Source organism: Agrococcus sp. TSP3-2-1 (genome assembly GCF_049897585.1).
In the GTDB taxonomy this organism is placed as follows: domain Bacteria; phylum Actinomycetota; class Actinomycetes; order Actinomycetales; family Microbacteriaceae; genus Agrococcus.
Genome location: NZ_JAFCWN010000006.1, coordinates 100,400 through 114,691 on the forward strand (window position 1 = coordinate 100,400; position 14,292 = coordinate 114,691).

Genomic DNA, 14,292 nt, shown 5'->3' on the forward strand with positions numbered 1-14,292 from the left:
GCTTAGGATCGAGGGTGCCCGAGCCCGCCTCCCCGCCCCGCGCGATCGGCGTGCCGGGCGCATCCCACGCGATCGCCGTGCTGCTCGCGGCGGTGCTGTGGGGCACGACCGGCACGGTCGCGCACTTCGCGCCCGCCGGCTCGTCGCCGCTCGCGATCGGCCTCGCGACCTTCGGCATCGGCGGCGTGGTGCTCGCGCTCGTCTCGGCGCGCCGCGTGCTCGGCGTGCTGCGGCAGCGCGCGCACCTCTGGTGGGTGCTCGCGGGCGCGGCGGGCGTCGTGCTCTACCCGACCGCGTACTACCCGTCGATGGCGCTCGCGGGCGTCGCGGTCGGCAACGTCGTCGCCCTCGGCTCCGGCCCGATCTTCGCGGCGCTGCTCGAGTGGGCGGTCGATCGCCGTCGGCCCGATCGCCGCTGGAGCCTCGCGACCGCGCTCGCGCTCGTCGGCATCGTGCTGCTCGCGGTCGGCGGGCACGGCGGCGTCGCCGCGGCCGATGCGTCGGCCGCGCTCGCCGGAGTCGGCCTCGCGCTCGCCGCCGGCTTCGGCTACGCGCTCTACGCGTTCGCCGGCGCCCGCATCATCGGTCGCGGCGAGCCGGCGTCGGGGGCGATGGGCGCGCTCTTCCTCGTCGGCGGTGCCGTGTGCCTCGGCTGGCTCGCGATCGTCGGGCTCGGCCCACTCGTCGCGCCCGCGGGCATCCTCACCGTCGCGTACCTCGCGCTCGTGCCGATGGCGCTCGCCTACCTGCTCTTCGGCTACGCGCTGCGGGCGCTCACATCCTCGAGCGCGACGACGCTCGCGCTCGCCGAGCCGGTCGTGGCGACGGTGCTCGCGGTGGTGGTCGTCGGCGAGCGGCCGAGCGCGGTCGGTTGGGTGGGGCTCGCGGTCGTCGCGGCGGGCATCGCGCTGCTCGCGCTCCCCTCTCCGCGCTCGTCCAGCCGACCGGCGTAGCATCGCCGCCCACCGGCGCCCGGATCGGTGGGCACGCAGCGCGAGGAGGATCGGATGCCGAACCCGAGCATCAAGGACGAGGAGCTGTACCGGAAGCTCAAGGACGAGGGGAACTCGTCCGAGAAGGCTGCCAGGATCGCGAACGCTGCAGCGCGCGACGGGCGCGAGCAGCTCGGCGAGCGCGGCGGCGACGCGGAGCGCTACGAGGACCGCACGGTCGACGAGCTGCGCGACCGCGCGAAGGAGCTCGGTGTCGAGGGCACCTCGAAGCTCAAGAAGGCCGAGCTCATCGACCGGCTCCGCAACCACTGACGCAGAGCCGGTGGCAGGATGCCGACCATGGACGGCGGCGCGGGAGCACCGGCCAGGGACGGTCGGCGCGGGCGCGATGAGACGCGCGAGGAGCGCGCCGATCGGAACTTCGCCGACATCCTCCAAGAGCTGCGCGTCGTCATGACGGGCACGCAGCTCATCTCCGGCTTCCTGCTCGCGGTCGCCTTCCAGTCGGGCTTCCGCGACCTCGACGCCGACGAGGTGCAGCACTACCTCGTGCTCGTCGCACTCGCGGGGCTCGCGACGCTGCTCGGCCTCACGCCCGTGCTCGTGCACCGCCTGCACTTCCGGCAGCGCATGAAGGAGCAGATCGTCCGCTTCGGCAACGTGCTGCTCATCATCACGCTCGTCGTCGTGTCCCTGCTCGTCGTGGCGGTGACGAGCTTCATCTTCGAAGTGGTCGTCTCGCCGACGGCCGGACTGTGGGCGTCGATGCTCAGCGGCGTCGTCGTCGTGGCGCTCTGGATCCTCGCGTGGGCGGTGCGGCGCGAGTCGGCGCGCAGCGGCGCCGACGGATCGGCGGCCGACGGGTGATCGGGCCCGCCGCGAGTGGCGTACCGCGGGAGGTCGAGCGACGACCCTGCGCGGCGAAGAGCAGCCGAGTACCTCGACCCGCCGTCGGGCGAGGGCATGACGACGGCGGCCGCGGGCGAGTCGGTCGTGTGGACGATGTTCCACTACGGGATCGCCACCGACGCGGCCTCGGTGCTCACGCCGCGCATCCCGCCCGCGACGGTCGCGCCGCGCGAGCTGCCCCGGCATCCTCCGACGACGCGGACGACGACGGCGACACGCGCGTCTGACGGCGTCCGGCGCTGCCGCCCGTTCACCTCGGGGTGCTGCCCGCCGGGATCGAGCGAGCGATCGACGAGTGCGTTTCGCCGTGTTACTCGGCGGAGTGGTCGGCGCGGCTCGGCCACTGCGAGGGTGGCGTCCATTCGGCACGGAGGAGGCGGCGATGGGCGCGCAGGCATGGGACGGGATCAGCAGGGCGGCGCTCGAGCGGCCCTCGAGCCGCAAGTGGAGCCTGCACCCGGGCACGATCGGCGCGTGGGTGGCGGAGATGGACTTCGGCACGGCGCCGCCCGTGCGCGCCGCGCTCGAGCGCGCGGTGCGCGACGACGTGCTCGGCTACCTCGCGCCGGCGACGGCAGCGGAGCTCGGCGAGGCGACGGCGGCGTTCCAGGCGCGCGAGCACGGTTGGAGGGTCGACCCCGAGCGCGTGCACGCGGTCTCCGACGTCATGGCGGCGCTCGGCGTCGCCGTGACCGAGTACTCCGCGGAGGGTTCCCCCGTCATCGTGCCGACGCCCTCGTACATGCCGTTCCACACCTACCTCGCGACGCTCGGCCGCGAGGTGCTCCAGGTGCCCGGCGTCGTCGATCGCGGCCGCTGGCGCCATGACCTCGAGGGGATCGATCGCGCGTTCGCCGCCGGCGCCGGAACGCTCGTGCTCTGCAATCCGCACAACCCGACCGGCACCGTCGTCCCGCGCGGCGAGCTCGAGGCGATCGCGCGCATCGTCGAGCGGCACGGCGGGCGCGTGTTCGCCGACGAGATCCACGCGCCCATCCGCTTCGACGGGCGCGCGCACGTGCCCTACGCATCCGTCAGCGCCGCGGCCGCGGCGCACACGATCACGGGCACGAGCGCGTCGAAGGCGTGGAACATCGCCGGGCTCAAGGCGGCTCAGCTCATCACCTCGAACGACGCCGACGAGGAGCGCTACCGCCGCTTCGGGTTCGCCGTCGCGCACGGCGCGTCGACGCTCGGCGTCATCGCCTCGACGGCCGCCTACCGCGACGGCTCGGCGTGGCTCGCGGAGGCGAACGCCTACCTGCAGCGCAATCGCGACCTCCTCGCGCAGCTGCTCGCCGAGCGGTTGCCCGAGGTGCGCTGGAGCCCTCCGGAGGCGACGTACCTCGCGTGGCTCGACGTCGGCGCGCTCGGCCTGCCGGGCTCGCCGGCAGCAGCACTCCGCGAGCGCGCGAGCGTGACCCTCACCGACGGCGCGCTGTGCGGCTCGGGCTTCGACGACCACGTGCGGCTCGTCTTCGCGACCCCCGCGCCGGTGCTCGAAGAGGCCGTCGACCGCATCGCGGCAGCGGTGCGGCCGGTCGCCACGGTGCGCGCGCGATGAGCGCGGGCTGGGGCTTCGAGACCAGGCAGGTGCACGCCGGCGCGGTGATCGACAGCGAGGCCGGCGCGCGGGTCACGCCGATCTACCAGAGCGCGGGCTACGTGTTCGAGAGCTTCGACGACGGCGCCCTCCGCTTCGCCGGCCAGAGCGCGCAGCGCGCGTACTCGCGCAACGACAACCCCACGAACGTCGTCGCGGCACGGCGCATCGCCGACCTCGAGGGCGGCGTCGACGGCGTGCTCGTCGCGAGCGGCCAAGCAGCGATCGCCGCGGCGCTGCAGGCGCTCGCCCGCGCGGGTGACCACGTGCTGACGACCGATCGGCTCTACGAGGGGACGCGCGAGATGGTGCGCGGCTCGCTCGCTCGCGCGGGGCTCGAGTTCGAGGCGCTGCCGATCGACGCCGATGAGGAGCGCTGGGTCGCGGCCGTGCGGCCGACCACCCGCGCGATCTACGCCGAGTCGATCGCGAACCCGCTCGGCGAAGTGGCCGACCTCGCGCTCCTCGGTCGCGTCGCCGCGCGCACCGGGGTGCCGCTCGTCGTCGACAACACCGTCGCGACCCCCTACTTGTGCCGCCCCCTCGAGCATGGCGCGGCCGTGGTCATCCACTCGACCTCGAAGTGGCTCGGCGGCCACGGCTCCGTCATCGGCGGCGCGATCGTCTGGGGCGACGGCTTCGCCTGGGCGCCCGAGCGCTTCCCGCACCTGCACGAGCCGCGACCGCACGGTGCGCCCTCCTTCGCGGCGCGATTCGGGGGCTCCGCCTATGGCGCTCACCTGCGCGCCGTGACGGTGCTCGAGCACGGTCCGACGTTCCCGCCCACGAGCGCGTTCCTGCTGCTCCACGGCATCGAGACGCTGTCGCTGCGCATGGAGCGGCACGTCGCGAACGCGCACGCGGTGCTCGCCGCGCTCGAGCCGCATCCCGCCGTCGCGCGCGTGCACTACCCGGGCGCGGTGGGCGATGCGCGCGCCGACGTCGCGCAGCGGATGCTCCCCCGCGGGGCCGGCTCGATCGTCTCGATCGAGCTCCACGGCGGGCGCGACGCCGCGCGCGCGTTCCTCGGCCGGCTCCGCCTCGTGAGCCAGATGACGCACATCGGCGACGTGCGCTCGCTCGCGATCCACACGGGCAGCACCATCCACGGGAAGCTCGAGGAGCACGAACGGCTCGCGCTCGGCATCACCCCGGGGCTCGTGCGGATCTCGGTGGGCATCGAGCGCGCGGACGACATCGTCGCGGATCTGCAGCAGGCGCTCGGGGGTCTCGAGCCCTGATTGTGACGGCGTGTGTCGTCGCGCCGTGCGTCGGGAGCGGTGATCGGCTCTACCTTGATCACACCCAAGCACCGCTTATGGAGGTCATCCGTGATCCGCACCCGCTCCCGCGCCGGCGCCGTCGTCGCCGTCACCACCGCGTCCGCCATCGCGCTCAGCGCGTGCTCCGCGAGCGCCGCCTCGCCCGATGAATCCGACGGCGGCGCCGCGACGGGCGGCACGCTGACCTATCTCGAGCACCAGGCGTACACCTCGCTCTACCCGCCGGCGGCCGGCTTCTACCCCAACGGCGCGCTCGTCAACAACGTGACCGCTCGCCTGCTGCACCAGGACCCCGCGACGCTCGAGCTCGAGCCCTGGGTCGCCGCAGCGCTGCCCGAGGTGAACGAGGACGCGACCGAGTACACCTTCGACCTGCGCACCGACGTCACCTACTCCGACGGCACCCCCGTCACGGCCGAGAACGTGGTCGCCAACTTCGACCTGTTCGGCCTCGGCGACCCCTCGCGGGCGCTCATCGTCTCGGAGGCGATCAACAACTACGAGCGCGGCGAGGTCGTCGACGACGACACCGTGCGCTTCCACTTCAGCGCCCCCGCCCCCGGGTTCGCGCAAGCGGTGTCGACGATCAACTCCGGACTGCTGGCGGATGCGACGCTCGAGCGGGACTCGGAGGGCTTCGGCCCGGGGAACGCGGCCGAGATCATCGGCGCGGGCCCGTTCGTGGTCGAGTCCGAGCAGGTCGGCACCTCGATCCGCCTCGCCGCGCGCGAGGACTACGCGTGGGCGCCGCCGTCGGCGGCCGTGCAGGGGCGCCCGCACCTCGACGCCGTCGACATCGTGATCGCCCCCGAGGACAGCGTGCGCATCGGCTCGCTCGTCGCCGGCCAGGCCGACATCGCGCGGCAGGTCGAGCCGCAGCACGAGGCGCAGGTCGCCGCCGCGGGTCTCGAGATCGTCGCGGCGCAGACGAACGGCGTCAACAACGGCTTGAGCTTCCGCTTCGGCCACCCGCTGCTCGCCGACATCGCGGTGCGGCGCGCGCTCATCGCCGGCATCGACCGCGAGGAGCTCGTCTCGTCGATCTTCTCCGAGGGCTACCCGCTCGCGACCTCGTCGCTCAGCCGCACGGCGCTCGGGTACGCCGAGCAGGCCGACGCGTACGCGCACGACCCGGCGCTCGCCAACCGCCTGCTCGACGAGGCCGGGTGGCAGGTCGGCGCCGACGGCATCCGCACGCGGGATGGGGAGCGGCTGCGCCTGGTCGTGAACGAGGCGCTCCCCCAGCCGCGCTCCCGCGACGTCATCACCCTCATCGCGCAGCAGCTGCGCGAGATCGGCGTCGAGCTCGAGCTCTTCCAGGGCGACCAGGCGGCGCAGACCGCGGCGTCCGCCGACATCGACCAGATCCAGATCTACCACTCGATGGTCGGGCGAGCCGACTTCGACGTCATCAAGAGCCAGTTCTCGATCGCCAACCGCAACACCCTGCAGAACGACGACGAGAGCGGCGCGCCCATCGACGCAGAGCTCGAGGCGCTGCTGCAGCGCGTCGCATCGGAGCCGACGACCGAGGGGCGCGCCGCGGCATCCGCAGCCGTGCAGGCGCACCTGACGGAGCACGCGTACGTGCTGCCGTTCTTCGAGGAGCCGCAGGTCTACGGCGTGCGGCCGGGCGTCGACGGCTTCGCGACCGAGTCGGTCGGCCGCCCCGAGTTCTCGGGCGTCTCGCTCGAGGGCTGAGCCTGTGCCGTACGCCCTCCGACGCACCGCACAGGCCGGGCTCGTGGTGGTCGCGACGTTCGTCGTCGCGTTCCTCCTCCTGCAGGCGCTGCCGGGCGACGCGATCGTCGCCCGGTACGCGAGCCCCGAGCTCGGCCTCACCGACGCGCAGCTCGACGAGCTCCGCACGGTCTACGGCACCGACCGGCCGGTGTGGGAGCAGCTGTGGACCTCCGCCACCGGCTTCCTCACCGGCGACCTCGGCACGTCGCTGCAGAGCGGCGCGGCGGTCGAGACGCTGCTCGCGACCGCGCTGCCGTCGACGCTCACGCTCGCCGCGCTCGGCTTCCTCGCCGCGATCGCGCTCGCGGTCGCGATCGCCGCGGTCGCGACCTTCGGCCGAGCCGAGTGGCTGCGCCGCGCGTTCCGCTCGCTGCCGCCCCTGTTCGTCTCGATCCCGGTCTTCTGGCTCGGCATCGTGCTGCTGCAGGTGCTCTCCTTCCAGCTCGGGCTCATCCCCGTCATCAACGCGAGCCCCGCCCAGGCGCTCGTGCTGCCGGTGCTCACGATCGCGGTGCCCATCGCCGCGCCGCTCGCGCAAGTGCTCATCCGCGCGATCGACGACACGGTCGCCGAGCCGTTCATCGCCGTCGCGCGCGCACGCGGAGCCGGCACGCGGTGGCTGCTCGGGCGCGAGGTCGCCCGCAACGCGGCGCTGCCGACGCTCACGATCGCCGGCGTCCTGTTCGGCGAGCTCGTCGCCGGGGCGGTCGTCACCGAGACGGTCTTCGCGCGCACCGGCGTCGGCCGGCTCACCCAGGAGGCGGTCGCGAACCGCGACATCCCGGTGCTGCAGGCGGTCGTCGTCACCTCGGCGATCGGCTTCGTGCTCATCAACCTCGCCGTCGACCTCGCGGCCCCGGCGATCGACCCGCGGCTGCGCCGAGCGGTGCACGCGTGAGCGCCGTGATCGGCGCGCTCCCGAGCCCGCGCGTGGGCAGCGCCCGTCCGCGCCCCCGCGCGACGCTCGTGCTCGCGATCGGCGTCCTCGCGATCGCGCTCGCGTGGGCCTTCGTGCCGGGGCTCTTCACCGCTCACGACCCGCTCGCGGGCGTCGCGGCCGAGGCGCTGCAGCCACCGAGCCCCGCGCATCCGTTCGGCACCGACGCGACCGGCCGCGACCTGCTCGCGCGCGTCGTCTTCGGCGCCGGCAACTCCCTCGCCGGCGCGGCGCTCGCGGTGCTCGTGGGGCTCGTCGCCGGCACCGCGATCGGCGTGCTCGCCGGCTCGAGCGGCGGCTTCGTCGAGGAGTCGCTCATGCGCGTCGTCGACGTGCTGCTCGCGATCCCCGGACTCCTGCTCGCGCTCAGCGTCATCGTGCTGCTCGGCTTCGGCGTCACGAACGCCGCGATCGCCGTCGGCATCACGTCGATCGCGGTGTTCGCTCGACTCGCCCGCTCGCAGGTCGTGCGGGTGCGCCGCACCGACTACGTCGAGGCGGCGTTCGGCTCGGGCGGCACGTTCTTCGCCGTGCTGCGGCGGCACGTGCTGCCCAACTCGCTCGGCGCCGTCGTCGCCCTCGCCGCGCTGCAGTTCGGCAGCGCCATCCTGCAGATCTCGACCCTCGGGTTCCTCGGCTACGGCGCTCCGCCGCCCACCCCGGAGTGGGGCCTGCTCATCGCCGAGAGCCGCGACTACGTCGCGACCGCCTGGTGGCTCACGACGCTGCCCGGGCTCGTCGTCGCCGCCGTCGTGCTCGCCGCCAACCGCATCGCCGCAGCCATCAGGGAGGGTTCCGCATGACCGAGCCGCTGCTCACCATCGACGACCTCGCCGTCTCGTATCGCGCCCGCCGGGAGCGCCGCACCGCTCTCGAAGGGCTCAGCCTCGAGCTCGGCCGCGGAGAGGTGCTCGCACTCGTCGGCGAATCCGGCTCGGGCAAGAGCACGACCGCCCAATCGATCATCGGCCTGCTGCCCGAGGGCGGCCGCATCGATCGCGGCTCGATCGCCCTGCGCCTCGCGGGCGGCCCGATCGACCTCGCTCGCCTCGAGGGACGCGCGCTCGAGGACATCCGCGGCCGCCGCGTCGCGCTCGTGCCGCAGGACCCGGGCACCTCGCTCAACCCCGTGCAGTCCATCGGCGCCTCGGTCGCCGCGCCCTTGCGGATCCACCGCTGGGGCAGGCCCGAGGCGATCCGCCGGCGCGTCGTCGAGCTGCTCGACCGCGTCGGCCTCGACGATCCCGAGCGTCGGGCCCGGCAGCATCCGCACGAGCTCTCGGGCGGCATGCGCCAGCGCGCGCTCATCGCCGCGGCGATCGCGCTCGAGCCCGAGCTCATCATCGCCGACGAGCCGACGAGCGCGCTCGACGTGACCGTGCAGCGGCGCATCCTCGATCTGCTCGACGACCTGCGCGGCGAGCTCGGCTCGAGCGTGCTGCTCATCACGCACGACCTCGCGGTCGCCGCCGAGCGTGCCGACGCGATCGCGGTGCTGCGCGACGGGCGGCTCGAGGAGGCCGGACCGACGCGCGCGGTGCTCGAGCAGCCCGCGAGCCGCTACACCGCGACGCTGCTTGCCGACGCGCCCGCGCTCGCCGACGAGTCACCGCGGGCGCCCCGCCCGCCCGCGGAGCCCTTCGTCGTCGTCGAGCGGCTCGTGCACGAGTACGGGCGAGGGGCGGATGCGCACCGCGCCGTCGACGACGTCGGCTTCGGCATCGAGCGCGGCACGACCCACGCGCTCGTCGGCGAGTCCGGCTCGGGCAAGACGACGATCGGGCGCGCGGTCGCGGGCTTCCACGCGCCGAGTGCCGGAGGCATCCGCATCGGCGACCGCGACGTGGTCGCCGCCCGTCGGGATCGGTCCTTGCGCCGCGTGGTGCAGCTCGTCTCGCAGAACCCGTTCGCCTCGCTCGACCCGCGCCGCACCGTCGCGCAGTCCATCGGCGAACCGCTGCAGAACCTCGGCGCGCCCGACGGCCGCCGCCTCGACCGCCGGGAGCTCGCGAGCCGCGTGTCGACGGCGATCGCGCACGTGGCGCTGCCGCCCGACGCCGGTGACCGGCTCCCGCGAGAGCTGTCGGGCGGTCAGCGGCAGCGCGTCGCGATCGCGCGCGCGCTCATCATCGAGCCGGCGGTCGTCGTGCTCGACGAGGCGGTGTCGGCGCTCGACGTCACGGTGCAGGCGCAGATCCTGGCGCTGCTCGAGCGGCTGCAGGGCGAGCTCGGCCTCACCTACCTCTTCATCACCCACGACCTCGCGGTCGTGCGCCGCATCGCCGACACCGTCACGGTCCTGCGGCAGGGGCGTGCGGTCGAGACCGGCACCGCCGAGCAGGTGCTCCTGCAGCCCCGACACGACTACACCCGGGCGCTGCTCGACGCCGTGCCCTCCCCCGACTGGCTGCGGACCCCGAGCGCGGCCGGCATCGACCCGAGACCCCTGGAGGTGGCCTGATGGCTCCCACGATCGGCTTCTTCACCCGCGTCCTCGACGACGCCGACACGCCCGCGCGGTACGCGATCGCCCTCGAGCACATCGCGCTCGCGGAGCGGCTCGGCTTCGCGAGCGCATGGGTGGCGCAGCACCACTTCGACCGCGCCGAGGGCGGCCTGCCGTCACCGTTCGTGCTGCTCGCCGCAGCTGCGGCGCGCACGAGCGGCATCCGGCTCGGCACCGCCATCCTGACGCTCGCCCACGAGCAGCCGACGCGCGCCGCGGAGGACGCGGCCGTGCTCGACGCGCTCGCGGGCGGACGGCTCGAGCTCGGCCTCGGCACCGGCGGCAGCCCCGCGACGCTCAGCGCGTTCGGCGAGGACCCCGGCCACCGGCGGGCGATCTACGACGCGAAGCTCGTGCGCGTGCGCTCCCTGCTCGACGGCACCGCCGACGTCGCCCTGCAGCCGAGCGCGGAGACCCTCGCCCGCCGGCTGTGGCAAGCGACGTTCTCGGCAGAGGGCGCGAGCCTCATCGGCGCCCACGGCGACGGCCTCATGCTCTCCCGCGTCCAGCCCCCGCCACCCGGGCTCGCCGGCGCCGCGCTCCCGCCGCGCGTCTGGGACGTGCAGCGCCCCATCGTCGACGCCTACCTCGACGCGCTGCCTGCGGGAGCCGCCCCGCGCATCCTCGCCTCTCGCTCGGTCGTCGTGGTCGACGCCGCGGAGCGCGCCGCGGTGCGCGCGCACGCCGAGGCCGGCCTCACCCGCCAGCTGCAGCAGCTGCACGGCGTCACGCCCGGCTCGCTGAGCCTCGACGAGCTGCTCGAGCGCAGCGAGACCCACCTCGGCACGCCCGACGAGGTCGCCGAATCGCTCTCGGCCGACGACACCGCCGCGGGCGCGACGGCGGTGTCGATCCAGGTGCACTCCGTCGACCCCCGCTCCGAGCTCACCGCGCGCTCGCTCGAGCTGTTCGCGACCGAGATCGCGCCGGCCCTCGGCTGGCGGGTCGGTCGCGCGGATCGCGCCGACCTCGACCGCTCCACCCTCACCCACGACGACCCCCAGGAGGATCGCCATGTCGCATGACGACGTCATCGACCACCTCGCCGGGATCCGGCCAGGATCACCGCTCGCCCGCATCCGTCTCCAGCGGCCCGACGCGCGCGAGCACGCGCACCGCAGCTTCCTCGCGCTGCTCGAGCCCGACGAGCCGGGCCAGCTGCGGCTCGTCGACCGCTATGCCGTGGCCGCGTTCGTGGCGCTGCTCCACGACGCGTCGACAGAGCGATCCCGTGCCTCGGCGTTCTACCTCGAGCTGCTGGCCGACGAGGCCGAGCCCGCCCTCGTCGACGCCGTGGCCCGCGCGGCCGACTCCGCCCGCGCAACCGGCCCCTACGGCCGCTACCGCGAACCCGCGCTGCACGGCGAGAGCGTCGCCGGCCCGCTGGCCGCGCTCGACCGAGCCGCGCTCGGCGCTCCGCTCGCCGCGGCGCTCGAGCACGCGCACCTGCTGACGCTGCACCCCCGGGATGCGCGACCCGAGGCGCTGCGGGCGCTCGAGGTCGCTGGCTGGAGCGCCGACGCGGTGGTCTCGCTCAGCCAGCTGGTCGCGTTCCTCGCGTTCCAGCTGCGGCTCGTGCACGGCCTCCGGGTGCTCGCCGCCCGCGAGGCTGCAGCGCCTGCCGCCGACGCCCCCGACCCCGCCTCGACCACCCTCCAGGAGACCCGCGCATGACCGAGACCATCGACTACCCGACGCTGCGGCGTCCCGACCGCTTCACGCAGGGCGCGCTCGGCTGGGTGCCGTGGGCGCCGCCGGTGCCCGAGGACGAGCTGACCGCCGTGCAGCGCGAGGCGCTCATCGAGGCGTCGCGCTCGTCGAGCCCCTACTTCCGGCTGCTCGCGCGCGACCCCGCGGCGCTCCGCGCGCGCACGCTCACCGACCTCGACATCTTCGGCAACGAGCAGGGCGGGCTGCCACGCTGGGAGCGCGAGCTCGCGGCCGCCGCCGTGTCGCGCGTCAACGGCTGCGTCTTCTGCGCGTCGGTGCACGCGCGGGCCGCATCGCGGCTCTCGGGCCGCGAGAGCGACGTGCAGCGGCTGCTCGACGAGGGCATCGGCGCGCGGGTCGACGACCGCTGGGATGCGATCGCGGATGCGTCGGCGGCGCTCACGGCGACGCCGTCGGCCTTCGACGGAGGGCACGTCGAGCGCCTCCGCTCGGCCGGCATCGACGACGCGGGCATCGTCGACCAGCTCAGCGGTGCGGCGTTCTTCAACTGGGCGAACCGCCTCATGCTCTCGCTCGGCGAGCCCGAGGTCGTCGGTGCGCCCGCGACCCCGGAGGCGCCGACCGCTGCATCGTCGTCGGCCGCGGGCAGGGGGGCGCGCTGATGGGCGTGCCAGCGCTGCTCGATCACGTCGTGCTCGCCGGTCCCGACCTCGCCGAGGCGATCGCCGCGGTCGAGCGGGCCACGGGCGTGCGCGCCTCACCGGGGGGCGCGCACCCGACCGGCACGGCCAACGCGCTCATCGCCTTCACCCGCCGCGGCGAGCGCGTGCGGCAGTACCTCGAGGTGATCGGCCCGGATGCCGCGGCGGGCCGCTCTGCATCGGAGATCTCGACGTTCGGGCTCGACCGGTTGAGCGCCCCCGCCGTGGCGAGCTGGGCCATCCGCCCCGACGACCTCGACGCGACCGTCGCGCGAGCGCGCACCGCCGGCGTCGGACTCCGTGGCATCGAGCCGCTCTCGCGGCGCACGCCCGACGGCGGCGAGCTCGCGTGGAGGCTCGCTCGCCCCGAGGACGAGCGCCGACCGCCGTTCCTCATCGACTGGGGCGCGACCGCGCACCCGGGCCTCGCCGACCTGCCGCTGCTCGAGCTCGTCGCGCTGCGGCGGCGCACGATCGACGTCGAGTCCGAGGCGCACCGCCTGCGAGCCCTGGGCCTCGCGGTCGGCTCCGGCGACGACGAGCTCGAGCTCGTGCCCGCCGCGACCGACGGCTTCGAGGTCGAGATCGCGGTCGACGGGCGCTCCGTCGTGCTGCGCTGACGCCGACCGCACGACCCACCGCGGGGATCGCACGCGCGGGAGCGCACGATTGGGGGCGGCGACCGCCACGGCCGCCGCCCCCGCGCGATCCCTCAGACGACCGTGACGGCAGCCCCGAGCCGCTGCTCCGCGAGGCGCGCGCCCTGCCCGAGCGACTCGAGCTTCGCCGCGGCGATCGACGGGTGGATGCGGCCCCCGAGACCGCAGTCGGTCGACGCGATGACCCGCTCGGGCCCGACGATGCGAGCGAATCGCTCGATGCGGTCGGCGACGAGCTCGGGGTGCTCGACGACGTTGGTCGCGTGACCGACGACGCCGGGCGCGATGCGCTTGTGCGCCGGCAGCTCGACGTGCTCCCACACGCGCCACTCGTGCTCGTGGCGAGCGTTGGCGGCCTCGAAGGAATAGCTGCCGGCGTTCACCTCGAGCACGAGCTCGGCGATGTCGGCGAACGGGATGTCGGTCGTGTGCGGGCCGTGCCACGAGCCCCAGCACAAGTGCAGGCGCACGAGCTCCTCTGGCAGGCCGCGGATGGCGTGGTTGAGCGCCTCGACGCGGATGCGCGTGAAGGCGAGGTAGTCCTCGAGCGACGGCTCGGGGTTGATCTGGTCCCAGTTCTCGGCGAGCGACGGGTCGTCGATCTGCACGAGGAAGCCGGCTTCGGTGATGGCGGTGTACTCCTCGCGCAGCACTTCGGCCCAGGCCCAGATGTGCTCCTCCTCGCTCGCGTAGTGGCGGTTCGCGATGCGCGCCGCCGAGCCGGGCGACAGGGCCGTCAGGAACCCCTGCTCGGCCCCGGTCGACGCGATGCCGCGACGGAGGTTCGCGATGTCGGTCGCGAGCGCCTCCTGGCCCGTGTACCGCAGGGGGCCGGTCGTGGCGGGGAACGCCGTCGCCGGGCTCTGCTCGAGCACCGGGTGCTCGGGGTCGAGGTAGGCATCGGCGAAGCGCACCCAGTCGCGCCGGTCGGGGAACGACGTGAGGCGCACGTCACCGGGCGCCGAGCGCTGCGGCGGCTCGGTGAAGATGTCCTCGCCCGTGATCTCGAGCCCCTCGACGCGCTGGAACACGTACGTCCACCAAGCGGCGTAGTCGAGCGAGCTCGACATCGCCTTGCCGTACTCGCCGTCGCCGACGATCGTGATGCCGACGTCGTGCTGGCGGCGGACGAGGTCGACGACGGCGTCGGCGAGCAGCGTCTCGAACTCGGGGGTGCGCTGAAGCGTCAGGCCGTCGTCGGCGAACGTCCGTGCCGCGTTCGCGGCGATGAGCTCGGGCGTGCGCGGCAGGCTGCCGGCGTGGGTGACGTCGATGCGAGTCATGGCGGTTCTCCTCCGGGTCGGGTGCTCGGCACGCTATCCGCGCG

The 14,292-nt window shown here is 74.5% G+C and carries 14 protein-coding genes; 13 read left to right on the forward strand and 1 reads right to left on the reverse strand.

The features are described 5' to 3' along the window. The first annotated feature begins 14 nt into the window (after positions 1 to 14). The 13 genes from ACP7BI_RS10200 to ACP7BI_RS10260 all read left to right on the forward strand — a co-directional run bounded on the left by ACP7BI_RS10200 (position 15) and on the right by ACP7BI_RS10260 (position 12,926). Positions 15 to 953 carry a DMT family transporter gene (locus tag ACP7BI_RS10200; RefSeq protein WP_425845821.1) on the forward strand — a complete coding sequence of 313 codons (939 nt, stop codon included), beginning with the start codon at positions 15 to 17 and terminating at the stop codon, positions 951 to 953. 54 nt (positions 954 to 1,007) lie between these two features. After that, positions 1,008 to 1,265, forward strand: a complete 258-nt coding sequence (locus ACP7BI_RS10205) for a DUF7218 family protein (protein ID WP_425845824.1) — start codon at positions 1,008 to 1,010, stop codon at positions 1,263 to 1,265. 27 nt (positions 1,266 to 1,292) lie between these two features. Then, complete coding sequence (locus ACP7BI_RS10210; protein WP_425845827.1) at positions 1,293 to 1,820, forward strand: DUF6328 family protein; 528 nt, start codon at positions 1,293 to 1,295, stop codon at positions 1,818 to 1,820. A gap of 424 nt (positions 1,821 to 2,244) precedes the next feature. Continuing rightward, positions 2,245 to 3,426, forward strand: a complete 1,182-nt coding sequence (locus tag ACP7BI_RS10215; RefSeq protein ID WP_425845830.1) for a MalY/PatB family protein — start codon at positions 2,245 to 2,247, stop codon at positions 3,424 to 3,426. Beyond that, a complete protein-coding gene (locus tag ACP7BI_RS10220; RefSeq protein ID WP_425845831.1) occupies positions 3,423 to 4,706 on the forward strand; it encodes an O-acetylhomoserine aminocarboxypropyltransferase/cysteine synthase family protein in 1,284 nt (427 codons plus the stop codon). Before ACP7BI_RS10215 ends, ACP7BI_RS10220 begins: the two co-directional genes overlap by 4 nt. 93 nt (positions 4,707 to 4,799) lie before the next feature. Continuing rightward, entirely contained in the window at positions 4,800 to 6,449 is a 1,650-nt protein-coding gene (locus tag ACP7BI_RS10225) for a TIGR04028 family ABC transporter substrate-binding protein (RefSeq protein WP_425846044.1), read from the forward strand. A 4-nt stretch (positions 6,450 to 6,453) separates the two neighbouring features. Next, positions 6,454 to 7,389, forward strand: coding sequence for an ABC transporter permease (locus ACP7BI_RS10230; protein WP_425845833.1), 936 nt, complete (start codon positions 6,454 to 6,456; stop codon positions 7,387 to 7,389). Then, a complete protein-coding gene (locus ACP7BI_RS10235; protein WP_425845836.1) occupies positions 7,386 to 8,231 on the forward strand; it encodes an ABC transporter permease in 846 nt (281 codons plus the stop codon). Before ACP7BI_RS10230 ends, ACP7BI_RS10235 begins: the two co-directional genes overlap by 4 nt. Beyond that, positions 8,228 to 9,889, forward strand: a complete 1,662-nt coding sequence (locus ACP7BI_RS10240) for a dipeptide ABC transporter ATP-binding protein (protein WP_425845838.1) — start codon at positions 8,228 to 8,230, stop codon at positions 9,887 to 9,889. The genes ACP7BI_RS10235 and ACP7BI_RS10240 overlap by 4 nt, the downstream gene beginning before the upstream one ends. Further along, positions 9,889 to 10,959 (forward strand): LLM class flavin-dependent oxidoreductase, encoded by a 1,071-nt coding sequence (locus ACP7BI_RS10245; RefSeq protein ID WP_425845840.1) that lies wholly within the window; start codon positions 9,889 to 9,891, stop codon positions 10,957 to 10,959. The genes ACP7BI_RS10240 and ACP7BI_RS10245 overlap by 1 nt, the downstream gene beginning before the upstream one ends. Beyond that, positions 10,949 to 11,608: a CMD domain protein gene (locus ACP7BI_RS10250; RefSeq protein WP_425845843.1), complete on the forward strand. Its 660-nt coding sequence runs from the start codon at positions 10,949 to 10,951 to the stop codon at positions 11,606 to 11,608. The genes ACP7BI_RS10245 and ACP7BI_RS10250 overlap by 11 nt, the downstream gene beginning before the upstream one ends. Further along, positions 11,605 to 12,267, forward strand: coding sequence for an alkylhydroperoxidase domain protein (locus tag ACP7BI_RS10255; protein ID WP_425845844.1), 663 nt, complete (start codon positions 11,605 to 11,607; stop codon positions 12,265 to 12,267). The genes ACP7BI_RS10250 and ACP7BI_RS10255 overlap by 4 nt, the downstream gene beginning before the upstream one ends. After that, a complete protein-coding gene (locus ACP7BI_RS10260) occupies positions 12,267 to 12,926 on the forward strand; it encodes a VOC family protein (RefSeq protein WP_425845847.1) in 660 nt (219 codons plus the stop codon). The genes ACP7BI_RS10255 and ACP7BI_RS10260 overlap by 1 nt, the downstream gene beginning before the upstream one ends. Before the next feature lie 92 nt (positions 12,927 to 13,018). Here ACP7BI_RS10260 and ACP7BI_RS10265 read toward each other — a convergent pair whose 3' ends face one another. Next, positions 13,019 to 14,248 (reverse strand): cobalamin-independent methionine synthase II family protein, encoded by a 1,230-nt coding sequence (locus tag ACP7BI_RS10265; protein ID WP_425845849.1) that lies wholly within the window; start codon positions 14,246 to 14,248, stop codon positions 13,019 to 13,021. Between the last annotated feature and the right edge of the window lie 44 nt (positions 14,249 to 14,292).